Annotated in this window: 20 protein-coding genes and 2 pseudogenes; 11 read left to right on the forward strand and 11 right to left on the reverse strand. The window is 62.5% G+C overall.

The genetic code is table 11. The features are described from left to right. Positions 1–358: 358 nt before the first annotated feature. Positions 359–757, forward strand: a complete 399-nt coding sequence (locus RZR99_RS17335) for a hypothetical protein (RefSeq protein ID WP_323120994.1) — start codon at positions 359–361, stop codon at positions 755–757. A 29-nt stretch (positions 758–786) separates the two neighbouring features. On the opposite strand, the gene RZR99_RS17340 is transcribed toward RZR99_RS17335, so the two are convergent. Continuing rightward, positions 787–954 carry a hypothetical protein gene (locus tag RZR99_RS17340; RefSeq protein ID WP_323120995.1) on the reverse strand — a complete coding sequence of 56 codons (168 nt, stop codon included), beginning with the start codon at positions 952–954 and terminating at the stop codon, positions 787–789. 476 nt (positions 955–1,430) lie between these two features. Between RZR99_RS17340 and RZR99_RS17350 the strand changes: the two genes are divergently transcribed. Continuing rightward, positions 1,431–2,117 (forward strand): hypothetical protein, encoded by a 687-nt coding sequence (locus tag RZR99_RS17350; protein WP_323120996.1) that lies wholly within the window; start codon positions 1,431–1,433, stop codon positions 2,115–2,117. 70 nt (positions 2,118–2,187) lie between these two features. Continuing rightward, positions 2,188–2,790 (forward strand): hypothetical protein, encoded by a 603-nt coding sequence (locus RZR99_RS17355; RefSeq protein ID WP_323120997.1) that lies wholly within the window; start codon positions 2,188–2,190, stop codon positions 2,788–2,790. Positions 2,791–3,011: 221 nt separating this feature from the next. Here RZR99_RS17355 and RZR99_RS17360 read toward each other — a convergent pair. Further along, positions 3,012–3,587, reverse strand: a pseudogene (locus RZR99_RS17360) (IS3 family transposase); the annotation flags it as partial. Between the two features lie 70 nt (positions 3,588–3,657). Between RZR99_RS17360 and RZR99_RS17365 the strand changes: the two are divergent. The 3 genes and pseudogenes from RZR99_RS17365 to RZR99_RS17375 all read left to right on the forward strand — a co-directional run. Further along, positions 3,658–5,569 (forward strand): annotated as a pseudogene (locus RZR99_RS17365) (DUF2345 domain-containing protein); the annotation flags it as partial. Positions 5,570–5,588: 19 nt separating this feature from the next. After that, positions 5,589–7,940, forward strand: coding sequence for a DUF3274 domain-containing protein (locus RZR99_RS17370; RefSeq protein ID WP_323120998.1), 2,352 nt, complete (start codon positions 5,589–5,591; stop codon positions 7,938–7,940). Next, on the forward strand, positions 7,937–9,628 hold the full coding sequence (locus RZR99_RS17375; protein ID WP_323120999.1) for a type VI lipase adapter Tla3 domain-containing protein: 1,692 nt from the start codon (positions 7,937–7,939) through the stop codon (positions 9,626–9,628). The genes RZR99_RS17370 and RZR99_RS17375 overlap by 4 nt, the downstream gene beginning before the upstream one ends. A 216-nt stretch (positions 9,629–9,844) precedes the next feature. Here RZR99_RS17375 and RZR99_RS17380 read toward each other — a convergent pair whose 3' ends face one another. The 4 genes from RZR99_RS17380 to copC all read right to left on the reverse strand — a co-directional run bounded on the left by RZR99_RS17380 (position 9,845) and on the right by copC (position 12,828). Continuing rightward, entirely contained in the window at positions 9,845–10,759 is a 915-nt protein-coding gene (locus RZR99_RS17380) for a LysR family transcriptional regulator (protein WP_323121000.1), read from the reverse strand. Positions 10,760–10,901: 142 nt separating this feature from the next. Further along, a complete protein-coding gene (locus RZR99_RS17385) occupies positions 10,902–11,675 on the reverse strand; it encodes an SDR family oxidoreductase (RefSeq protein WP_323121001.1) in 774 nt (257 codons plus the stop codon). A gap of 178 nt (positions 11,676–11,853) precedes the next feature. Next, positions 11,854–12,354 (reverse strand): DinB family protein, encoded by a 501-nt coding sequence (locus RZR99_RS17390; RefSeq protein WP_323121002.1) that lies wholly within the window; start codon positions 12,352–12,354, stop codon positions 11,854–11,856. Between the two features lie 99 nt (positions 12,355–12,453). Next, positions 12,454–12,828, reverse strand: a complete 375-nt coding sequence (gene copC, locus RZR99_RS17395) for a copper homeostasis periplasmic binding protein CopC (protein WP_323121003.1) — start codon at positions 12,826–12,828, stop codon at positions 12,454–12,456. 142 nt (positions 12,829–12,970) lie between these two features. Here copC and RZR99_RS17400 point away from each other — a divergent pair, with 142 nt between their 5' ends. Further along, a complete protein-coding gene (locus tag RZR99_RS17400) occupies positions 12,971–13,687 on the forward strand; it encodes a pseudouridine synthase (RefSeq protein ID WP_323121004.1) in 717 nt (238 codons plus the stop codon). Between the two features lie 117 nt (positions 13,688–13,804). After that, complete coding sequence (locus tag RZR99_RS17405; protein WP_252984418.1) at positions 13,805–13,993, forward strand: hypothetical protein; 189 nt, start codon at positions 13,805–13,807, stop codon at positions 13,991–13,993. Here RZR99_RS17405 and RZR99_RS17410 read toward each other — a convergent pair whose 3' ends face one another. After that, positions 13,994–15,064 (reverse strand): NAD-dependent epimerase/dehydratase family protein, encoded by a 1,071-nt coding sequence (locus RZR99_RS17410; RefSeq protein WP_323121005.1) that lies wholly within the window; start codon positions 15,062–15,064, stop codon positions 13,994–13,996. A 29-nt stretch (positions 15,065–15,093) separates the two neighbouring features. On the opposite strand from RZR99_RS17410, the gene RZR99_RS17415 reads away from it, so the two are divergent. The 3 genes from RZR99_RS17415 (at position 15,094) to RZR99_RS17425 (ending at position 18,061) form a co-directional block, all read left to right on the forward strand. Beyond that, positions 15,094–16,125: a CDP-6-deoxy-delta-3,4-glucoseen reductase gene (locus RZR99_RS17415; protein ID WP_323121006.1), complete on the forward strand. Its 1,032-nt coding sequence runs from the start codon at positions 15,094–15,096 to the stop codon at positions 16,123–16,125. 277 nt (positions 16,126–16,402) lie between these two features. Then, a complete protein-coding gene (locus RZR99_RS17420) occupies positions 16,403–17,587 on the forward strand; it encodes an acetylornithine transaminase (RefSeq protein ID WP_323121007.1) in 1,185 nt (394 codons plus the stop codon). 15 nt (positions 17,588–17,602) lie between these two features. After that, positions 17,603–18,061, forward strand: a complete 459-nt coding sequence (locus RZR99_RS17425; protein ID WP_323121008.1) for a GNAT family acetyltransferase — start codon at positions 17,603–17,605, stop codon at positions 18,059–18,061. A gap of 28 nt (positions 18,062–18,089) precedes the next feature. On the opposite strand, the gene RZR99_RS17430 is transcribed toward RZR99_RS17425, so the two are convergent. The 4 genes from RZR99_RS17430 to RZR99_RS17445 all read right to left on the reverse strand — a co-directional run bounded on the left by RZR99_RS17430 (position 18,090) and on the right by RZR99_RS17445 (position 21,142). Further along, entirely contained in the window at positions 18,090–18,761 is a 672-nt protein-coding gene (locus tag RZR99_RS17430) for a DUF2278 family protein (RefSeq protein WP_323121009.1), read from the reverse strand. Between the two features lie 143 nt (positions 18,762–18,904). Beyond that, the gene (locus tag RZR99_RS17435) at positions 18,905–19,384 is read right to left on the reverse strand and encodes a histidine phosphatase family protein (RefSeq protein ID WP_323121010.1); all 480 of its coding nucleotides are present in this window, start codon (positions 19,382–19,384) and stop codon (positions 18,905–18,907) included. A 268-nt stretch (positions 19,385–19,652) separates the two neighbouring features. Further along, entirely contained in the window at positions 19,653–20,369 is a 717-nt protein-coding gene (locus tag RZR99_RS17440) for an ABC transporter ATP-binding protein (RefSeq protein ID WP_323121011.1), read from the reverse strand. Continuing rightward, the gene (locus RZR99_RS17445) at positions 20,369–21,142 is read right to left on the reverse strand and encodes an ABC transporter ATP-binding protein (protein WP_323121012.1); all 774 of its coding nucleotides are present in this window, start codon (positions 21,140–21,142) and stop codon (positions 20,369–20,371) included. Before RZR99_RS17445 ends, RZR99_RS17440 begins: the two co-directional genes overlap by 1 nt. Positions 21,143–21,166 lie beyond the last annotated feature (24 nt).

Here is a 21,166-nt window from a genome sequence, read left to right on the forward strand (position 1 = left end):
CGTTAAACACATCGAAGCAGCCGTAGAGCTGAGGCCGGGTTCAAGGTCCGGAGAGGGTCGTGTACGGAAATTCGAGGCCGCCGTGCGTCACGGTGTCCGCCGACCAGCTTCGATTTCCGGATTCGGCCAACTTCAGCCGCTCGCTTTCGGGCTCAATTGGCCATTGAAGTGGCCGCTCCGCTCAAACAGGAGCCGCCGGTCCCAGATGACGATGTCGATTTGTTGATTTCCACCGAGTCTTAACCCACCGGGGATGCGGCCATCAACACTCGTCATCGACTCGCCATCTCATCACCCGCCCTGGGGAGAAACCGACGTCGGCCAGCTCGCAAAGATTTTACGCAGGCTTGTCCAGATCATGATGTCACCCGCCGCAGCCGATATCGCCCGGCACCAGCTTGGCCGATGGAATCTCGCCGAACGTCGCCAGCGCTGGGCCTGCCAGACTTTCCGCATTGATGACGGTGTAAATGGCGCCCTGTCGCTTGCCGCGCCCGACTATCTGCGGCACCGGCAATGCGTCCTCGGACTGCTTGGCGATTACCTGCGTCTCGCGCCGGCAAACCGAGCACCGCTGGAGGAACTGACGACGTTAATCGCACGTGAAATCCCGATTTCGCAACTCGCTCGCTGGCCTGCAGCCGCAGTCGGCTGGGTGCCACCGGCATCGAACCTGTCACCACGTCCTCGAAGCCTGCCACGCGAGCGGCAACGAGCAAGAAAACCGGTAAGACCGCCTCCCCTGTTCAGCACGTGAGAGTCTGCGTGACGCTATACGACTTCCGCTCATTCGCAGTTTATTCGTTCATATTCGCAGTTATTTCGTTCTTCGACAGCAGGTGTCCGTGCGCGGCGGGTTTCAACCTGCGCAGGCTGCTGCGCGCGATCGCCCGCCTGGGCATCAAGCCCGTCTGCCTTCGTGCTTTGCTCGTCGTCGTCGCGGCCGTGGTTCATATGATTGTTGCCCTTAACCCAGACGCGGTCGAGTCGAGATCGACACGGACTTCACGACGCCGTACGCGTTGGTCTGCAAACCCGTGCAGTTCCGGATTCTGTCGACCAACGGCGAGCGCGTAATTTTGCATGGCCGACTCATTAGTTCATGGCCACCTTCCTATCTTTGGCTGAGCGCGCCCAGTCAGCAGCGATATTGCGCAGTGCCTGACAGATGAGCTTCATTGCTGCGTCGTTGGATGGAAAGCACCCCACGTTTTGATTGTCTTGCACAGTTGAGAATTGATATCTCTGAGTCGATCACGACCCGTGTCGATCATGACGGGAGTTCGACAAATATTTAATCTCCACATCATCGGAATGGAGTGCGATCACACTTATGCTGGGTGAGGATTTTGATATTTATATTACACGATGATGATATTAAAATTCTCTTCGCCAAGAACTGAGATATTTAATTTATATTGGAGTATGCCATGTATCTAAAAATCAGATCGGATTTGGTTGGTATGGCATTGAATTTCTATTTTCTCGTTGTCGGTGCGGTAGCAGTTGCCGGCCTGACTTACCCAGTCGCATCTTCGGCCAATCCAAATGATGTAATCACATCCCAAAAAGATTTGAAAGATGGATATAGCGGATACCACGGCGTAACCTACGGGAATGTCGATTCCGTATTGGGCGGCATAAAAAAAACGCCGACAGGAGGAAACGACAGTCCGGAATGGAAAGCTTGGTATTTGGGCGAGAGCCAGGATGTGGCGGCGGCATATGCTGGCGCACCAGACTCTATGTGGGAGACGGATCCCAAGAAAGCAGAGAAAGTCGCAGGAGCAGTAACGCAAGCAAAAATTCCTGGCAAGGTCAAGGAGATCACAATTAATGTGGATGCAAAAAATCCCGCTGATATCAAAAAGGCGTTGGGATTGGACGTCAACAAGCCATTGATGGATCAGCTTGGAGATAAAAATGTCCTGAGAAAATGGGGGGTAGATGCCGCGGTCCTGCGTATTCCGTTAGTCGACGGAGGATATGAAGTCGCCGTTCCGTGGTCCACTGCTGAAGGAATCAGGCCGACGGTGATCAAGCGATTCGATGGTAATGACATGACCGGCGGACGGGATCTTCAAAAGTACGTTCAAAGCCTCGACAAAAAATGCTGAACGGGACTGTGAATAATAATTCTGACTGAATTTCATCATTTTAATATTTCACATCGTAATGAGGCGCAAAATGAACGAGAAGTCAAATTCCAAACCATATATTTCTTCGAACAAAATCAAATACCTTGCGTGCACCGCCATCATTTTTTCATTATCCGGCGCCGCGATTGCTCAAAGTGATCCATACAAAATAGTAAAGAAATCCAGCAACGGCGATTGGATTGTGGGCGGGAAACTGCTCTCTCAGTGCACGATGTCGGCTGCAAATTGGGGATCCGGTACCGCAATATACGACGATTGCCCCGCAAAGGGCTATCAAGTAACAAGCCCGGCTTATAGAGATCCGTTCGTCAATACGGATGCTGAAGTAATGGATATTTTTAACGTGGTGACAGATGCTTTTTCAGTCGTGATGGGGATCGCGGAGGTTCCTGGTGCGATCAACCAAATTATGAATTCGAGCATCTCCACACGTGGCATCATTGCTCAGGCGGCCAACGCGGCAAGCAAGGGGAAGACAGCGGCTGGCGGTGCCGCAGCTGACGCAAATGCAGCCGCAGCGGCAATATTCGTGCGAGCTTCCAAGATTTCAAAGAAATCAATGGATGCTGGAACAACCCCACATAGCGTGGAGACCTCGATGAGACGAGCGGCCCTGAAGGGCTGCAGCTAGTCGGGAAATGAGATCCGCTTCGAGCGGATCTCATTTCGGATATTTTCCGCGCTGCTGCAAGAGCCTGAGCATCCCGATCGGAATTCGCCGGCACTGTTTTTTCCAATGGCTCAGGCAGACCACTGGGCTGGGCACGCCTGAGATTGAGGCCCGGCTATCGCTCACCGGGACGCCCGTTCATCTATTGACACTCAAGAATTGGACCCGATCGCAATCGCGCGTTCGCGGAAGTATCGGCTGACCTGCCGCTCTAGTTCGTCCCGTTCCGTCTCTGCGGGTGATCCCTTGTCGCGCTTCATGGATGCAGGGGCCTCTCGGCCGAGTAACTGGTTCGTCCAGTTGTACAGCGACACCCTGTCGACGTCCAGCTTTTGTGCCACCGCCTGTGCACTTCCTTGTCGTGTACAGAGTTCGTATACCGCGGCTTGCCTGGAGGCCAATGAAGCGGCCGGCCGACCTCGCTTGCCAACCACGTATTTCCTGCTTTCAGGTTAGCGCTCGCGAACCTACGCCGTCAGTACCTGGCGGCAGGGATAGCCTAATGTCCTGAGGGTGAAGCTGAAGCAGCGCCCGTGATTGACGTAATGCTCGAGTGCCAAGTTCTTCTGTTCTTCTGAGTACTTCGGCTTTACGCGAACACACTCTTTCTGCAGATTGCCACTCTTCTCGAATTCTTCACACCACGCCTTAAGAGAATTCTTCGTCGGGTAACCCAACTGGCGAATTGTCGCCTTGATGCGCTTCCCGAGTTTCAGGTATAGCTCGACCGCCCGAACGCGGTCTTCGTATGAATACATGGACTACCTCCAAAGTAGTCCAAGATTTTGTCCGCATCCCCGTTGGGTCAGTTCTGCACGGACATCAACAGGCAACGATATTGCCCGGCTGCTGAAGGACGCTCTCGTCGATGTACCGCACGCGTATAACTCGTGGGACGACTACGAACGGATCGCCAAGGACCGCATGCTCGCCCATCAACTGCAAGCCGAGCGGATTGACGGCATCAGCGGCGCGCGAGCTTGCCGTGGGGCATTGGTTCGAGGTCGAAGACCACCCCGTCGTCGCTACGCTGGGTTCCGACGAACGCCGGTTCGTCGCCACGTCGATTCACCACCGCGCCGATAACAACCTGCCCAAGGAACTGGAAGACCAGGTGCTGGCGCTTTTTGAGGCCAGCGCACCGTTGTTCGATGCGCCCACACCCTCGAGCGCGACACTGTCACCCGACACGCGCTACCAGAACACGTTTTCCTGCGTGCGCCGGGGCGTGCCGCTCACGCCCGCCTATGATCCTGCGGTCGATCTGCCGCCGGCGCATCTACTGACCGCGCTGGTCGTCGGCCCGGACGGCGAGGAAGTGTTCTGCGACGAACTCGGGCGCGTGCGGGTCCAGATACAGGGGCTCGATCCTGCCGACCACGCGCATGCGCAAGGGGCCGGCACCAACGGCAACGACGGCGACAGCGCCCCGGTCCGGGTCGCGTGCGCGCTCGCCGGGGCGGGCTTTGGCGCGAACATTCCCGTGCGCATTGGGATGGAAGTTCTCCTGGGCTGTATCGGGGGAGACCCCGACAAGCTCGTCATCATCGGGGTACTCGCGAGCGGCCCGAACTCGCCCGCGACGTTCAGCCATACAGGCGCCCTCCCCGGCAATCGTTATCTGTCTGGTATCAAGACAAAAGAGATAAAGGGGCAGAGATACAACCAAGTTCGCTTCGACGATACTTCGGGCGAAATCAGCAGCCAGATCGCCAGCGAACATGCCCATAGCCAGCTCAATCTAGGGTCCCTGACACACCCGCGTACCGATGGTCACGGCGAAGCACGGGGTGAAGGCACGGAGCTGCGCACTGATGCCGCCGCCGCGATCCGGGCGGCCAAAGGCATACTGTTGACCACCTACGCGCGGAATCAGGCAGCAGGCCACCAGCTCGACCGCGATGAACTGGAAAAGCTGCTCGGCGAATGCACCGAACTGTTCAAGGCATTGGGCGATTACGCCGGACAACATGGCGGGCAGGCGGGCGACACACAACCTCAAGCTCAGATCGCCGCGACGTTGAAGAACTGGGACCCCAGCACGCCTGCTGACTCCGGCACATCCAGCCTATCTGCCGGGCAGTCTGGCATCGTGGCGATTGGGGCGGAGGCCGGCACGGTCAACGTGACGCCCAAAACCCACATCACTTATGCAGGCGAGAACATCGATCAAGTGGCGCAGCAGCACGTGCAACTGACGAGCGGCCAGCGCCTGAATGCCTCTGCCGGACAAGGCATGCACCTGTTCACACGCGGCGAAGGCTTGCAGGCGGTGGCGGGCGAAGGGCCGATGCTGTTGCAGGCCCAGGCCGACAGCCTGACGGCGAATGCGCAGAAAGACATCACTCTAACGAGCAACGAGGGAACCGCGACCGTCACCGCGCGCACGATCCGCTTCGTAGCCGACGACGGCAGCTACATCGAGATCGGCAACGGCGTCACGATTGGCACCAACGGTGATATCAAGCTGTTGTCCGCTTCGCATCAATGGGGCGGCCCATCGACGCAGCAGGCATCGAAGACGCCCTTCAACAACCAGCCGACCGACCAGCAGTTTCGTCTACACTTCCCGGACCATACGTCCGACGCGCCAGCGCTGGCCGCCAATCAGAAGTACCGCATTGCGCTTAATGATGGCCGTATCCTGGAAGGCCACACCGATGCGAGCGGGCTCACAAACCTCGTGAAGGACGAGGTGATGCGCATCGCCAAGATCGATATTTTGAAGCCGTCGCTCTGAGGCGGCTGGGGAGAAACGTATGGCTGAAACCAACAGCGATTACCACGTGGCCGCCCAAGGCGCGGGCGTCACCATGTCGAACCGCCCCGACGCGAGAAACATTGCCCTTCCGGCAGATTTACCGGGCATCGTGATCTTCATTCACGGGGTGAACGATCCAGGCGCAGTGTATTCCGTTGTCGAACAGGGCTTGTGTCAGGGACTCAATGATCGGCTATCGCGAACCGATTTGAAGGGAGGTAGCTACGGTAATGCATATCGTGCAGCGGCGAAGAAACCCAAAGCCGATGTCCAGATCAATGACGCTCGATTACTGAATGACCCTGACTCCTATCTATATCAGCGCACCGAGATCGCCGATGTGACCAAGAGCCTATTCATCCCCTTCTATTGGGGTTTGCGTGCCGATAATAAGGACATCGCGAAACTGGACAATCCGGGGGGCGTGACGAGTCGGACCGCCGACACCAACGGCAACCTAATGACGCGTGGCCAGTATCAGGACGTCAAGGGCAATCGGCTTGATGCGCACTTCGGGAAGGCCGGTGGCTTCTTTGCGAATGCGACGAACAACATCCCCGATATGTATGGCGAAGGATTCAAGGCAGACGGGAAGACACAGTTCGTGACCAAGAATGCCCTCGGGGGCAACACGGTCTATGCCGCTGATGCCCCCGATCGCCGCTACTTCGTGTTGGCCGCTACTCGTCTGGCGAATTTGATCATGACGATCCGGACGATCAAACCCAAAGCGGTCGCCGAGGCCCACGGGATGAATCCCGCGAACGAAACGATCACGATCATGGGGCATAGCCAAGGCACGATTATTACGCTGCTGGCTCAAGCCATCCTGAAGCAGCAGGGGCAGCGCTGCGTGGACTGCATCATCATGGTCGATACGCCGTATAGTCTCTACGCGACTAATAAGTGTAATCAGACCGGCCACGCCAAACTCAAAACCTTGGTCGATATCGTCAATGTCGTGACGCAAGAGCCGTACACGATTCCTGACCTGGCCGAGATGCTGACCAGTCACGAGAAGCACGGCGGCCGAGCTGGCGCCGGTTGGACGAAGACGCAAGGCAAGCGTTTGGACGAGAGCGGCAAGCACTGGATCACGTTCGACGAGCGTGACAATCGCGGCAAGGTGTACCTGTATTTCTGTCCTGAAGATACTGTTGTAGGCCTGGCGGACATCCACGGGATCGGCACGTTCGGCGTCCCTGACGAAGTGCCGGCTGACGGTGCCGTACTCAAGGTCAGCCCCGGTAAAAAGACCATGCCCGCGATGACCGTGCTGGGACAGCAGAAATCGGGGCAGCGATTTTTACAGCGAATGTGGACGCGCATGGAGCGGGAGCAGAGCGGAAGCGGGAAATTCGAGAAGGTCAAGGTCGGTTTGGCTCCTGCTCGCGTGCCGGTGCGCGAGCAGTTTGAGCGATTGACGCCTGGCCCCGATACCGATGGTTCGATGTCCGGTACCGCAATTGAGATGGGCAAGAACGCGGCGCTTCAGTCGTCGTTCAAACGCAACGACATTCGGTTCATTAACGGCGAAGCACTCAAGCCGCCCTGCGAGCCTGATCTGTACGGTGGAGAAATCGTGCGAGGCGGCCCCCGGCCTGGTCATGCCGACGTCGCTGGCAAGATGGCCCCAGACGATGTGACGAAGAATGTCGCGCTAGGAAATCAGTACGCGAAGTTGAACTGGAAGACCGTAGAAGGCTTTGCGATGGACGCGCCTGGCGACCTGCCACGGCTCAAAGCGGAATTCAATGCCAACAAGGCGGTGGACGATCAATCGCAGAATTGGCGGCTTAAGCAAGCGACCGTCCCAATCTTGGGGCCACTCGGCCCCAAGGTGTCCTATGGGGTCGAGCGCGAAGAGACGCCGAACGAGGCCCGCGAGCGAATGAAAACCGACCGCGATGCCTATGAGGCGAACAATTACCATTCTGGCGTCCTGCATAGTGCCAAGAACCACCGCTGGGTCACGGCGATGGACGTCGCGATCGGTCAAGCCGTGACGCTTGACGATCCAATCTGGCGAGATCTGTTGATTTTGATGGCGGATTGGAAGATAACGCCCGAAACACTAACCAAGATAACGAAGAATGCGAATTACCATCGATTAACCTCGGACACCCAGGATTTCATTCAAGCCTGCAGCGACTACTATATGAGCGGCGTGTTTCCTGAAAAATACGTGTCCGCTACGCTCCCACCGCTGGTCACGAGCGAGTTGACGGCGAAGGCAGCGGCCGCTCAACAACAGGCTATAGACGACTACTACAAGCAAGAAGCGCAGAAAGCACAAATGATGTACGGGAACAAGACGATCGGAGAAGTCTTCCAAGGGATATCAAGATGATCGCAAAACCCCGTATTTGGCCGTATATAGTCGTGTTCTTGGGAGTCTCGATTGTCTGGGCCATCCTCGTGATCGCGAGACATTACAATTATTGGGAAACGACAGGTCAGGAGATGCCGCATATGGGTAGTAGTATTAGAAACGGAGTACTGACGGTAGCTGCGCTCGTTGTATTGGCGTATGGCCTGAGCGTGGCGTGGCTGCATCGGACGTCAACGTCAGCCCCCGCTACGCCTGATTCAACTACGAGCCAGCAAGAGAGTGCTCCGATGGCCGTGCAAGGCTTCAACGGCTCGCCCGCGATGCTGTCGCAAACGGGACAGAAATATGTCTTGGAGGTGCGGGGCATGGGCGTCGTTACAGGATGGGAAACCAATCAGGAAATTTGGCAAAAAATCGAAGCAAAAAAAGACAATCATGCGACGTATATGTCACGGAATCCTGATGATTATCCAGAAAGCGATGGAGATAGACTCGGTAATTTGGGTGTGGTCACCGGTACGAGCTTCAATCTTGCTGCCCGCCACGCTGTCGAATACTGGCCGATACCGGTTATTGTGTGGGGGCCCCCGAAAGATAAAGGAAGTGCCTTCCGGGCAGCAATGAGTATCGCAGGGGCGAGACAACAGGCCAGCTTGGGCGTAACGTTGTTGCTCTGGCAGGAGGACGCCAATACGAGCGATGGTGCGGGCATGATCGAAAAACTATTCACGTTTTTCGACACGCATCCGGACGTGCCGGCGGCACTGGTGTTCAGTCGCGACGGTTCAATGATGCGTTCGCTAGTAGAAGCTCCCGGTAGCGGCGGTGCGCCTCAGGCCGGGCACATTATCCCGGCACTGCCGGACAGCATCGGTGCAATTCTGGTTTCCCGCTCGGATCGAGTCGATAAGCTGATTCGTCCCTACGTTGTCGAGCAAACCAATCACATCAACAAAAACAGCACTGACTACGACATTATCAAGTTATGGAATTTCTTCTGGGACAAAAACGATGATCGTGGCTCAGAGAGTTTCAACGTACAGTTTCGGAAACAAGAAAAAGCTGCTGGCGTGAAGTACCCGTCGCCGCTCGGCGTGATGTCGTCGAGCTGGTGGCAAGCGCAATTGCCCGAGTTCTGGAAAACCATCGGCAACAAAGGGCCCGGCGAATTCACGCCCACACCGTACATCCCCGTGCGGTGGACCACCTGGCAACTGAAGCAGTTCGACGACGCGCCCCTGCTGGGTTATCTGCATCGTCCAGTGGACGTGAAGCTCACCGACGACCACGGCCAAGCCCTTAAAACAACCGCTCAGGTAATAGCGATGAAGGCCGGCTGGGAACAGGCGATGGCCACGCTGGCAGACGATCAGGAGCCGAAACGCGTGTTCTACGATACGACGGGCGACCCGCTCTCCGTGATCCCATTGAATCAAGCGCTGGCGCAGATTGGCCCCTCTGCGCCAAGCCTGAGTGAGATCAAGGAGGGTTACGACATCGGCGCGCGCATCGGCAACACGGGCGTAAGTTCGCCGCTCGTGCAAATCGGCCTGGGATTGATCGCGAGCTACCAGGACGGTGGGGCCAGCGCGACCGTGAACCAACGCCCTAACGGAACCGCGAGCATCATCATGGTTAGTCCGCCTGACACGACCATCAAGGCCGCATGGGACAAGAAAACCAACAGCATGAATCCATTCAAGTAAGTCAGCACTGTTGACCGGATATGGAAAAACCTAGTCTCGACGACGATCCTGGTGCAACGCCCCGTCGCGCGCATCCGGCCATCGCACGACGTGCGGTGGCTCGACCACGACAGCCTCCCCACCCCGCCCTGCGCGGCAACCCGGCCGTTGAGCAAGCCGCGCGATCGCCGGTCATCGGAAGCAGGCGCCCGGCCTCATCGACGCAACAACCATCCCCTACGCATCCCGCTCCACCGCGCCCCTCACCTGTTCGTCGAACCAGTCGATGAACGCATTGAGCCGGCGCGACCGGTGCCGGCGATGCGGATACAGCGCCGAGACCTCCATCGATTCCGCGCGATGCATCGGCAGCACCTCCACCAGCGCGCCGCCGTCGAGCAGATGCTGGACGTCGAAACGCGGAATCTGAATCAGTCCGAGCCCCGCCAGCGCCGACGCGATATACGTTTCCGCGTTGTTGACGACCACCCGGCTCGGCAGTGCGAGTTCGACCGCCTCGCCGTCGGCGACATACTCCCACGGCGTTTCGCGCCCCGTCGTCGGCGACGCGTACCCCACCGACCAGTGGCGCTGCTGCAGCAAATCCTCCGGCCGCGCGGGCACGCCATGCTCGCGCAGGTAGCCGGGACTCGCGCAATTGATCATCGCGATCCGGCCGATCGGCCGCACCACAAGACTGCTGTCGGTCAGCCGCCCGACGCGGATCGCGCAATCGACGCCCTCCTGCACCAGATCGATCGAGCGGTCGGTCGAGCCGAGCGACAGTTGCAGTTTCGGATAGCGGCGGAACAGCCCCGGCAGCGCCGGCGCGATCAGGCGGCGGGCGATCCGGCTCGGCACGTCGACGTTCAGGCGCCCCACGACGTCGCGCTCGCTGCCGCGGAACAGCCGGTCCAGCTCGTCCGCCTCCGCGAGCAGCCGCCGGCCGCGCTCCACCAGCAGCGCGCCGTCCGCGGTCAGCTGGACCTGCCGCGTCGTGCGATGCAACAGCCGCGCGCCCACGCCCGCCTCGAGCTGCTGCACGGCGGCCGACACGGTCGCGCGCGGCAGGCTCAACGCATGCGCGGCCTTGATGAAGCTGCCCATCTCCGCCACCTGCAAGAACACTCTGAGCTGTTCAAGCTTGTCCATGACACCGGCCTCCTTGCGGCGTCGCGCCGTGAATGGGCAAAACACGGCCGAGCACGGCCGGACAGGCAATCGCACGCCCCCGGAAAGAAACGTCGCGCCGCCGGCGACAAACCGCGTCGCGCGGCGCCGCCGCGCCGGTCGCTTACTTGGTCGTGTAGCCGCCATTGATGAGGATCGTCTGGCCGGTGATCCACCAGCCGTCCGTCACGAGATGGCGGATGAACGGCACGACGTCCTCGATGTCGGTGAGCCCGGTCTTGCTGCTCGGCGACAGCGCGGCGGCCGTCTTGTGATACGCGACCGCATCCGCGCCTTCCGCCGGATAGAAGAACGGCGTATCCATCGGGCCCGGACCCACCGCCGTCACCGAGATGCCGCGTGCGCCGTACTCCTTCGCCGCCGCCCGCGTGAAATGCTCGACGGGCGCCTTGCCGCCCGCATAGGCCGCGTAGAACGGCGTGAACGCGCCGAGCAGCGACGTGACGAGCGTCACCAGCTTGCCGTTGTCTTCCAGATGACGGCCGGCTTCCTTGATGAAGAAGAACGCCGTCTTGCTGTTGACCGCGAACATCTCGTCGTACTCCGCCTCGGTGATCTCCGTAAACGGCTTCTTGAGGACCTTGCCGACCGTATTGACCGCAATGTCGATCCGGCCGAAGCGGCGCTTCGCGTCGTCGAACAGCTGCTCGACCGCGGCCGCGGTCGTCAGGTCCGCCTGGAATGCGGCGGCGCCGGCGCCCGCCGCGTCGATCGCCGCGACCGTCTCGTCGGCCTGCGCCTTGCTCGACGCACTGTTGTAATGGACCGCCACCGCCTTCGCGCCGTGGCTCGCGAGATCGCGCGCGATCAGTCCGCCTAGATTCTTCGCACCGCCGGCGATCAGGACAACCTTGTCTTTGAGGGTATGCGCTGCCATCGTTCACTCCATCGCGTTGAAAGGAGTCCGTAGTGTAGGCATGCTTTCACGCGCCGGTCAGCCCTTGTCGACTGGATAGATTATCCAGAATTCGCATACAAACCAATGCGGCGAACAAACTCGCGGCAAACCCCGGCATTCGATCGCGGATGTCAGCAATACGGTTGAAATCCGTCCGTCAGGCGGCCCGTCCGGCCGCATCGATCTTGCCGAGCAGCCACTGCAAACCGGCCAGATGCTGCTGGTCGTGACTGCACAGATAGTGGACGAGGCCGCGCAGCGTCAGCACGCCGTAACCGTCGAATACGGCGGTCCGCTCGAACTGCGCGGGCGCGAGATTCGCGAGCAGGTCGAGCGTGGTGCGCCGCGCCGCGCGAAACGACGCGAACACGGCATCCGCGTCGGCATCGCCGTAGCGCCGTTCGACGGCAAGCGCCTCAGTGTCGAGCGACGCGAGGCTCGGATGCGTCTCGTTCAGCGTCCGGGCGAATCGCACGTGATACCCGTCCACCTCGATATCGCGCACGTGGCACACCTGCTCGATCGCGGACAGCGGCTCGCTCGGCATGCCCGCCCACGAGACCGGCTTCCAGTGCTTGAAGCCGGCGGGAACAGCGTCATAGTGCGCTTCGAGCAGCCGGGGAAAATCGGCGAGCGCATCCAGGGTGATGGGATTCATGCTCTTCCTTGTCGAGAACCGCGAGCGGCGCCGGCCCTTCGCGCGACGAATGATCCCGGGCGGCCCCGAAGGCCGGCCGCCCGGGGCCCGCCGGAAGACCTACTTCACGCTGAACGTGTAGCTGCCCTGCGTGCGGTGGCCGTCGGTGGCGACCGCCACCCACTTGACCGTATACGTCCCCGCCTCGAGCGGATTCAGCGCGACGGACATATGCTTGCGATCGGCGGTTCCGATCACAGCCTTGCCGCTCGCGGCCGGCTTGCCGCCCGCATCGACGACGACGATCGAACTGAACGCGGGCTCGAGCGTCTCGGTGAAATCGATCGACACGGCCTTCGGCGCAGTGGCGACGACGGCGTTCGCGGCCGGCTCGGTTTTTTCGGGTTTCGCATGCGCGAACGCGGCGGTCGACAGCGTGAATGCCAGCGCGGCGGCCGCGCCGTGCGTTGCCAGGGAAATCAGGGGGGAAGTCATCGAATGGCCTGCATCAGTTGAAAATCCGCGCGCGGCCAAACCGCGCGCGTCCGGTTCGGCAGCTTACCAGCCCGCCCGCCGCCGTGCTCGGCCGTCCCGCCGGGCCGGCCGGCCCGCGCGCGCTTGGTACAATGCGCGCGCCATGGATCTCGAAAGCATTCTCTTCAAACAAGGCTTCGGCTCGCGCCGCCAGTGCCGCGCGCTGATCGAAGCGGCGCGCGTCGCCGTCGACGGCGACGCATGCACCGACGCCGACGCGCCGTTCGATACGGCAGGCCTCGTGTTCCACGTCGACGGCGTCGCGTGGCCGTATCGCGAACACGCGTATCTCGCGCTGAACAAGCCGGCCGGCTACGAGTGCTCGCGCGATCCGCAGCATCACCCGAGCGTCTTCAGCCTGCTGCCGCCGCAGTTCGCCGCACGCGGCGTCCAGTGCGTCGGGCGGCTCGACCAGGACACCACCGGCCTCCTGCTGCTATCCGACGACGGCCAGTTCGTCCACGCGTACACGTCGCCGAAGCGAAAGGTTCCGAAAACCTATCTCGCAACCGTGCGCCATCCGCTCGACGACGCCCAGCTCGCCGCGCTGCGCGCCGGCGTCCTGCTGCACGGCGAGCCGAAACCGATCGCCGCGATCGCCGCGCACGCCCGAGAAGAACGACTCCTCGAAATGACCGTGCTCGAAGGCAAGTACCACCAGGTGAAACGCATGGTGGCCGCCGCGAGCAACCGGGTCGACGCCCTGCACCGCGAACGCATCGGCGGATTCAGGCTGCCCGGGGCGCTCGCGGAAGGGACGTGGTGCTGGCTCGCCGATACGGATCTCGCCGCCTTGCGCGACACGGCGAAAACCCTCTAAGGGAAAGCCCGGAAGCCTCGCCGGAGGCCGCGCGGCGCGTCTTGCGCCGCAGCATGGCAGAGTCGAAATCCCCCGCTATACTCAAATCAAAATCACAAGAGTTGTTGGGGAGACATCATGATCATCAATAGTCCGATTGAACTGTCGTCCGTGATGCTGGCGTTCGCCGCGCTTGGCGCAATCGTGATCGGCGCGCTGCTGACCGCCATGCATCTGAAGCACAAATATCATCCGAGCCTGATCGGGGCGATGATCGGCGCGCTGCTGTGCTTCCTGCTGATCGAAGCGCTGCCCGCGATCACCTGATCATGCACGGCCGATGCTGCGCAGGAAATCGTCGACGGTCGGGTAGCGCAGCGCGATGCGCAGCTCGCGCTTCATCCGCGCGTTCACGAGCCGCCGCGACTCCCGCATGAACGACAGCAGCGCCGGTTCGAGCCGCTGCTCGGCCTCGGCGCGCGTGATGCGCGGCGGCGGCGGCATGCCGAACGCGCGCGCAACCTGCTCGAAGTAATCCCCCATCTTAAGCTCGGTGTCGTCGGACGCGTGGACGACGCGGGCCGGCTTGCCGCGCGACACGGCTCGCCACAGGATCGATGCGAGATCGTCGGCGTGGATGTGGTTGGTGTACACGTCGTCGGCCGCATCGAGCGCCGGCGTGCCCTTGCCGAGCCGTGCAAGCGGCAGGCGGTTGCCCGCATAAATGCCCGGAATCCGCACGATGCGCGCCGACAGCGTGCCGCGCGCGGTCGCGGCGCGCAACTGGCGTTCCGCCGACACCCGCCGCCGCGCGCGCGGATTGGTCGGGCGTACCGGTCGGGTTTCGTCAACCCGCGCTCCGCCGCAGTCGCCGTACACCCCGCTCGTACTGGCATAGACCAGCGTCGGCGGCCGAAAGCCCTCGGGTACAATACGCGCTGCCCGAAACGGCGACCCGGCCGCAGCGGCCGCGGCCCGCGCCGCGCGCAGACGGCCGACGGCCGTCGCGGACTGCGGCGAGCGCCCCCGCGCCGGCGCCGACAGGGCGGCGATCAGCGCCCGCGTCCGCCGGTCCTCGGTGCCCGAGGCCTGCGGCGGCGCGAGATGCAGCACGACGCGCGCGAGCCCCGCGAGGCGCTCGAGCGTCCCCCGCCGGTCGAGATCGCCGACGATCGGGGTCGCCCCCGCCGCCCGCAATTCGGCTCGCCGGGCCGGCTGGCTCGTCAGGGCGACGATCCTCAGGTTTTTGCGCCGAGCGCGCAGCTGCTCGACGCAGCGCATGCCGACATCGCCGCAGCCGACGATCAGCACGCGCGACCGGCGCAAGATTCGTGTCGCAATCATGGTGTATGCGTAATTTGTAGCGGATGCATTGTAGCCGCCGTGCGCGATTGGCACGGTCCCCACATTTTGTTCTCAACGACTTTATGGCATTCAACGTAACCCTCAAGCAAAGCGGCCGGCAGTTCCAGGTCGAAGCCGACGAAACCGTACTGACGGCGGCGCTGCGCCAGAACGTACACCTGCCGTACGGCTGCAAGAACGGCGCATGCGGTTCGTGCAAGGGCACGATCGTGCAGGGCCGGATCGAGCAGGGGCCGCATGCGGCCTCGGCGCTGTCGAACGACGAGCGCACGCGCGGCTTCGCGCTGCTGTGCTGCTCGAAGCCGCAATGCGACCTGGAAATCGACGTGCGCGAAATCGCCGGGGTCGACGGCGTCCAGGTCAAGAAGCTGCCGTGCCGCGTGAACGCGCTCGAGCGCAAGGCCGACGACGTGGTCGTGCTGAAGCTGCAGTTGCCCGCCAACGAGCGCCTGCAGTACCTCGCCGGCCAGTACATCGAGTTCATCCTGAAGGACGGCTCGCGCCGCAGCTACTCGATGGCCAACGCGCCGCACGAGGACGGCCCGGTCGAGCTGCACATCCGCCACATGCCGGGCGGCAAATTCACCGACCACGTGTTCGGCGCGATGAAGGAGCGCGACATCCTGCGCTTCGAGGGCCCGCTCGGCACATTCTTCCTGCGCGAGGATTCCGACAAGCCGATCGTACTGCTCGCATCGGGCACCGGTTTCGCGCCGATCAAGGCAATCATCGAGCATGCGAAGCACCAGCAGCTCGGCCGGCCGATGACGCTCTATTGGGGCGCGCGCCGCAAGAAGGATCTGTATCTGCTCGAACTGGCGGAACAATGGTCGCGGGACGTGCCGAACTTCCGCTTCGTGCCGGTGCTGTCCGAACCCGACGACGGCGACGACTGGACCGGCCGCACGGGCTTCGTGCACCGCGCGGTGGTCGAGGATCTGCCGGATCTGTCCGGCTACCAGGTCTACGCCTGCGGCGCGCCCGTGATGGTCGAGTCGGCGCAGCGCGACTTCACCGCGCACCACGCGCTGCCCGCCGACGAGTTCTACGCGGACTCGTTCACGAGCGCGGCCGATCTCGCCCATCCGGTCTGAACGCGCCGGCCCGGGCGCCCCGCCGTGACATCAATTTGTTGCGTCACGGCGGTTTACTTGAAGCGGCGTGATGCCGTATGCTTGCGCACATGAACCGCTTCCTGTCCGTCCTCCGACGTCGCCGCTCGCCGCTCCTTCCGGATGCCGCCGGCTCGTCACGGACTCGCGCGTAACCCCGTCTCACCGGTTACGCACAAGCGGTTCGAACCACCAAGCCACGGCCTCCCGTGGCTTTTTTATTGTCCTGTTCCCTGACCGTCTGCTGGAGTTTGCCGCCATGCCCCTGAACGACTATCCGATCGACTCGCTGATGTACATCACGAACCGCCCCGACCTCGTGTTCACGCACGGCAAGGGCTCCTGGCTCTACGATCACACCGGCAAGCGCTATCTGGATTTCATCCAGGGCTGGGCGGTCAACAGCCTCGGTCACTGCGACGACGGCGTCGTCGAAGCGCTCAGAGCCCAGGCCGGCAGGCTGCTGAACCCGTCGCCCGCGTTCTACAACGAGCCGATGGCGAAGCTGGCCGGCTTGCTCACGCAGCACAGCGTGTTCGACAAGGTGTTCTTCACGAACAGCGGCGCCGAGGCGAACGAAGGCGCGATCAAGCTCGCGCGCAAATGGGGCCGCAAGTTCCGCAACGGTGCGTACGAAATCATCACGTTCGACCACAGCTTCCACGGCCGGACGCTCGCGACGATGTCCGCGAGCGGCAAGCCCGGCTGGGACACGATCTACGCACCGCAGGTGCCGGGCTTTCCGAAGGCCGAGCTGAACAACATCCATTCGGTCGAGAAGCTGATCACCGACAAGACCGTCGCCGTGATGCTCGAACCGATCCAGGGCGAAGGCGGCGTGATTCCCGCCACGCGCGAATTCATGCAGCAGCTGCGCGCCCTCACGAAACAGCACAACCTGCTGCTGATCGTCGACGAAGTGCAAAGCGGCTGCGGCCGCGCGGGTACCCTGTTCGCGTACGAGCTGTCCGGCATCGAGCCGGACATCATGACGCTCGGCAAGGGCATCGGCAGCGGCGTGCCGCTTGCCGCGCTGCTGTCGAAGGCGGATGTCGCGGTGTTCGAGGCGGGCGATCAGGGCGGCACCTACAACGGCAATCCGCTCATGACGGCGGCAGGCTACGCGGTGATCTCGCAACTCGTCGCGCCGGGCTTCCTCGAAGGCGTGCGCGCGCGCGGCGAGTACCTGAAACGCCGGCTGCTCGAGCTGTCGGAGGAGCGCGGTTTCGAGGGCGAACGCGGCGAAGGCCTGCTGCGCGCGCTGCTGCTCGGCAAGGACATCGGCGCGCAGATCGTCGAGAAGGCGCGCGACATGCAGCCCGACGGCCTGCTGCTGAACGCCGCTCGCCCGAACCTGCTGCGCTTCATGCCGGCGCTCAACGTCAGCAACGACGAGATCGACCAGATGATGGCGATGCTGCGCTCGATCCTCGATTCGCTCTGATCGGAAGCCCCGCCCATGGCTGCCCTCCACGGCGACGACGTCGCGATCCGTCCGTTCGAACCCGCCGACACCGATGCCGTGCTGGCGGTGTGGCGCGAGGCGTTCCCTCACTATTCGGCGGCGGACGCGCAGCCCCATCGCGATCCGCGACGCTCGATCGAGCTGAAGCTCGCGACCCAGCCCGAGCTGTTCTTCGTCGCGACCTGCGGCGGGCGGATCGCGGGCACGCTGATGGCCGGCTACGACGGTCATCGCGGCTGGCTGTATTCGCTCGGCGTCGGGCACGGCGCGCGGCGGCTCGGCATCGGCCGCGCGCTGATCGCCCATGCGGAAGCGGCGCTCGCCGCGCGCGGCTGCCTGAAGGTCAACCTGCAGGTACTGCCGGGCAACGACGATGCCTGTCGTTTCTACGAGACGCTCGGCTACCGCTTCGAGGAACGGATCTCGTTCGGCAAGCCCCTGCGGGCGGGCTGATCCCGCCCGGGCAGCGGGCCGGTCCGCGTCAACGCGCGATCGGCCCCGCCCCCGGCAGCGGATTGCCGAGCGAGTCGGTCGGCACCGCCTGCTGCTCGAACGCGGCGAAGTAAGCGGCCCATTGCGCGCCGCCCAGGTCGACCAGCAGCGCACCGTCCTGCCAGACGTCGTTATGGTCGTTGCCGTCGTCGCCGGCACGGTGCTGGAAATGCACGCCCGTCGACCCCTGGTTCATGTGCGTGTCGTGAATGCCATTGCCCTCCGCGTAGCGGCGGCCGAACACGTACAGGTCGAGGCCCTGCTGCTGCGCGGCGGTGACGAGCCGCATGACCGACGGAATCGGCTCCGGCTGCTCGCTGCCGTCCATCACGTCGCTCGGCCGCCACGCGCCCGTCCCGTTCAGGATGTCGCTGCGCATGAAGTCGAGCGCGGGCAGCGCATCGCGATTCGTCAGGTCGGTATAGCCTTCCGCCGCCTGGGCGAGCGTCTGCGTCACCGGATGCTGGAAATCGTAGACGAGCTTGTACGTGAGCAGATCGTCCGCGTCGTTGGTGCCGACGTTGATCGCGACGTCCCAGTCGCCCGTGGGCAGCGCAAGCGTGAGATGGACGTGATACTGGATTTCGCTGCCGCGCCCCACCGATCTGAGGCCCACGATCTGCTTCACCTTCGCTTTCGCGAAGCCGTAATCAAGACTCATCGCTGATTCGCTCCTTCGGGTAAGAGGGGTGCGCCGCGCACGATGCGGCGACGGTACCGCCCATGACGCGATCGCCGTCGCGCCACTCCGGCAGGATCGACGCGCCCCGTGTCCGCGCGATGACGGCCGGGTACGCGCTTCGCCTAGAACGGTTCGACGATCTGGCTGACGGCCGGCGCGGCGCCCGCCGCGTAGTCCAGCCGCACGATCAGATTGAAGACCTGCGGATTCCACGGGTCCGGATAGGTGCCGGACTCGGCGCCCAGCGCGGCAAGCAACTGCGGGATATGGCCGTGATGCCAGCAAACCACGATCCGCTTGCCCGCATACTTTTGCTTGCCCAGCAGATCGGTCGCGAGCTTGCCGTAGTCCTTGTCGTCGATCGATGCGTCAAGCGCGACGCCCACGTGCTGCGACAACGGCGTCACCGTTTCGACCGGCCGGGCGCTGTCTTTCGACGTCGCGGCCGCGAAGATGAAATCGGGTTGGCCGAACGTGTCCGGCACATAGGCCGCGACGGATGCGGCACGCGCATAGCCGGCGGGAGACAGGTTCGGGTCGCCGGCATCCTGAGGTTTCTCGGCGTGCCGCATGACGAGGATGAACTGGGGGGCGTGAGTCATGATGCGGGGCTCCAGGGCGCGACATCGACGATGAGCCGCGGCGCGGCGGCCGCGACGAACGGGAAGCGGAATGACCGGCGCAGCGCCGGCGTCTGAATTATAGGCAGCGCAACGCGGCACGACGCACAATGTGCGGGCGCTCTCGCGAGCCTGTCGCGCCGCCATGAAAAAACCGCCACGGCGCGAGCACGTGGCGGCTTCGGCAGAACGACCCGCCCGGCATCCGGAGCACCGCCCGACCACGGTCGGCGCACCCGGACCGCCAGGGTCACTCGCCCAGATACGCGGCGCGCACCTTCGGATCGTTCAGCATCTGCTTCGCGTCCCCCGACATCGTCACCGTGCCGGAGTCCATCACGTAACCGCGATCGGCGGCCTGCAGCGCAAGACGCGCATTCTGCTCGACGAGCAGCACCGTGAGCCCTTCCTTGGAGATCTCGCGCACGACTTCGAAGATCTTCTCGACCATGATCGGCGACAACCCCATCGACGGTTCGTCGAGCAGCAGCAGCTTCGGCTTGCTCAGGATCGCGCGCGCCATCGCGAGCATCTGCTGCTCGCCGCCCGACAGCGTGCCGGCCAGCTGCGTCGCCCGCTCCTTCAGGCGCGGGAAGAAGCCGAACATCCGATCGACGTCCTTCTTGATCCCGTCCGTGTCGTTGCGCAGATACGCGCCCATCTGCATGTTCTCGATGATCGACATCCGCGCGAAGATCCCGCGGCCTTCCGGCACCATCGCGAGGCCACGCTTGAGCAGTTCGTGAGTCGGCACGCCCTTGATCGACTGGCCGTCGTACTCGATGTCGCCCGCCGAATACGGCTTGAGACCCGTGATCGCCTTCATCGTCGTGGTCTTGCCGGCGCCGTTCGCGCCGATCAGCGTGACCAGCTCGCCCTGGCGGACTTCCAGATCAACGCCCTTGACGGCCTGGATGCCGCCGTAGTTGACCTGCAGGCCCTTGATTTTCAACATTGCCGCTGCCATCAGTGCACCCCTGCGCCGAGATATGCCTCAATCACCTTCGGATCCTTCTGCACGTCCTGCGGCAGACCCTCGGCGATCACCTTGCCGTAATCGAGCACCGTCATCCGGTTGCACAGACCCATCACGAGCTTCACGTCGTGCTCGATCAGCAGGATCGTGCGGCCGTCGGAACGGATCTTGTCGAGCAGACGCGTCAGCTCGACCTTCTCGGTCGCGTTCATCCCCGCCGCCGGTTCGTCGAGCGCGAGCAGCTTCGGATCGGTCGCGAGCGCGCGGGCGATCTCGAGCCGGCGCTGATGGCCGTAGGACAGGTTGCGGGCCGTGTAGTCCGCGTATTGCAGCACGCCGACATAATCGAGCAGCTCGATCGCGCGCTCCTTGATTTCGCGCTCTTCCTTGCGTTCGGCCGGCGTCTGGAACACCGCGCCGATCAGGCCGTGCTTGGTGCGCACATGGCGGCCCACCATCACGTTCTCGAGCGCGGTCATGCCGCCGAAGAGCCGGATGTTCTGGAAGGTCCGCGCAATCCCGGCCTTCGCGACCTGATGCACCGCCGTGGGGGTGTAATGCTCGCCGTCGAGCTTGAATTCACCGGAATCGGGCGTATAGAGCCCCGTGATCACGTTGAAGAACGTGGTCTTGCCTGCGCCGTTCGGGCCGATCAACCCGTAGATCTGCCCTTCCTTGATCTCGAGACCGACGTCGGACAGCGCCTGCAGCCCGCCGAAGCGCTTGTTCACGCCCTTGACGGACAGTCGAATTTGTTCGCTCATTGCATTGCTCTCCCGCATGCCGTT

Source organism: Burkholderia alba (assembly GCF_034721475.1).
Lineage (GTDB): Bacteria > Pseudomonadota > Gammaproteobacteria > Burkholderiales > Burkholderiaceae > Burkholderia > Burkholderia alba.

What these genes read in the sequence shown, in the direction of transcription:
- RZR99_RS17335 (WP_323120994.1), top strand. Translation starts at nt 359, where the DNA reads ATGATGTCACCCGCCGCAGCCGATATCGCCCGGCACCAGCTTGGCCGA.
- RZR99_RS17340 (WP_323120995.1), bottom strand. Translation starts at nt 954, where the DNA reads ATGAACCACGGCCGCGACGACGACGAGCAAAGCACGAAGGCAGACGGG.
- RZR99_RS17350 (WP_323120996.1), top strand. Translation starts at nt 1,431, where the DNA reads ATGTATCTAAAAATCAGATCGGATTTGGTTGGTATGGCATTGAATTTC.
- RZR99_RS17355 (WP_323120997.1), top strand. Translation starts at nt 2,188, where the DNA reads ATGAACGAGAAGTCAAATTCCAAACCATATATTTCTTCGAACAAAATC.
- RZR99_RS17370 (WP_323120998.1), top strand. Translation starts at nt 5,589, where the DNA reads ATGGCTGAAACCAACAGCGATTACCACGTGGCCGCCCAAGGCGCGGGC.
- RZR99_RS17375 (WP_323120999.1), top strand. Translation starts at nt 7,937, where the DNA reads ATGATCGCAAAACCCCGTATTTGGCCGTATATAGTCGTGTTCTTGGGA.
- RZR99_RS17380 (WP_323121000.1), bottom strand. Translation starts at nt 10,759, where the DNA reads ATGGACAAGCTTGAACAGCTCAGAGTGTTCTTGCAGGTGGCGGAGATG.
- RZR99_RS17385 (WP_323121001.1), bottom strand. Translation starts at nt 11,675, where the DNA reads ATGGCAGCGCATACCCTCAAAGACAAGGTTGTCCTGATCGCCGGCGGT.
- RZR99_RS17390 (WP_323121002.1), bottom strand. Translation starts at nt 12,354, where the DNA reads ATGAATCCCATCACCCTGGATGCGCTCGCCGATTTTCCCCGGCTGCTC.
- copC (WP_323121003.1), bottom strand. Translation starts at nt 12,828, where the DNA reads ATGACTTCCCCCCTGATTTCCCTGGCAACGCACGGCGCGGCCGCCGCG.
- RZR99_RS17400 (WP_323121004.1), top strand. Translation starts at nt 12,971, where the DNA reads ATGGATCTCGAAAGCATTCTCTTCAAACAAGGCTTCGGCTCGCGCCGC.
- RZR99_RS17405 (WP_252984418.1), top strand. Translation starts at nt 13,805, where the DNA reads ATGATCATCAATAGTCCGATTGAACTGTCGTCCGTGATGCTGGCGTTC.
- RZR99_RS17415 (WP_323121006.1), top strand. Translation starts at nt 15,094, where the DNA reads ATGGCATTCAACGTAACCCTCAAGCAAAGCGGCCGGCAGTTCCAGGTC.
- RZR99_RS17420 (WP_323121007.1), top strand. Translation starts at nt 16,403, where the DNA reads ATGCCCCTGAACGACTATCCGATCGACTCGCTGATGTACATCACGAAC.
- RZR99_RS17425 (WP_323121008.1), top strand. Translation starts at nt 17,603, where the DNA reads ATGGCTGCCCTCCACGGCGACGACGTCGCGATCCGTCCGTTCGAACCC.
- RZR99_RS17430 (WP_323121009.1), bottom strand. Translation starts at nt 18,761, where the DNA reads ATGAGTCTTGATTACGGCTTCGCGAAAGCGAAGGTGAAGCAGATCGTG.
- RZR99_RS17435 (WP_323121010.1), bottom strand. Translation starts at nt 19,384, where the DNA reads ATGACTCACGCCCCCCAGTTCATCCTCGTCATGCGGCACGCCGAGAAA.
- RZR99_RS17440 (WP_323121011.1), bottom strand. Translation starts at nt 20,369, where the DNA reads ATGGCAGCGGCAATGTTGAAAATCAAGGGCCTGCAGGTCAACTACGGC.
- RZR99_RS17445 (WP_323121012.1), bottom strand. Translation starts at nt 21,142, where the DNA reads ATGAGCGAACAAATTCGACTGTCCGTCAAGGGCGTGAACAAGCGCTTC.